We start from the raw sequence: 635 nt of genomic DNA on the forward strand, positions 1-635 counted from the left end.
CGCCCACGTGGTGCAGGCGCGGGCCCGCGCCGCCGGTGAAGGCCACGTCGTGGACGGTCTGCTTGCGGTACATCCAGGCCGCGTACAGCTCGTGCTCGTCGCCCTCGATCGTCTCCGAGCAGCCGAAGCCGAGCGCCTCGTAGTGGGCGTAGGCGGCGGGGATGTCGGGGGTGCAGATGTTGAAGTGGTCCAGGCGCGCTATCTCGGCGCCGCGGCGCAGGTCGTAGCGCTGGATGAGGCGCTCGGCGCGCTCGATGTCGTGGAAGAACTCCACCGGGAAGCCGAGCGGGTCGATGACGCGCACGGCGTCGCCGACCCCCGGCGTGCCCGCTCCCTTGGGCACGCGGCGCACGGGCCGGCCGAGCGCGGTGAAGTACGCCTCGGCGCGGTCGACGTCCTCGCTGGTGCGCACCCGGTAGGAGAGGTGGTCCAAGGCCGCCGTCCCGCCCTTGCGGAGCACCAGGGAGTGGTGGGTCAGCTCGTCGGTGCCGCGCAGGCACAGCAGGGACTCGTCCTCGTACTGGAGGTGGAAGCCGAGCATGTCGACCCAGAACCAGCGGGCCTTGGCCAGGTCGGTGACGACGAGCTGGGCGTAGGCGGAGCGGACGACGTCAGGAGGGGTGAGGGTCATGGGA

Annotated in this window: 1 protein-coding gene; it reads right to left on the reverse strand. The window is 71.7% G+C overall.

The window, feature by feature from the left end:
• The coding region (locus KUM32_RS38645; protein WP_217146469.1) for a VOC family protein at positions 1–631 on the reverse strand (631 nt) is incomplete at its 3' end.
• Between the last annotated feature and the right edge of the window lie 4 nt (positions 632–635).

The organism is Streptomyces sp. AC627_RSS907 (assembly GCF_019049165.1).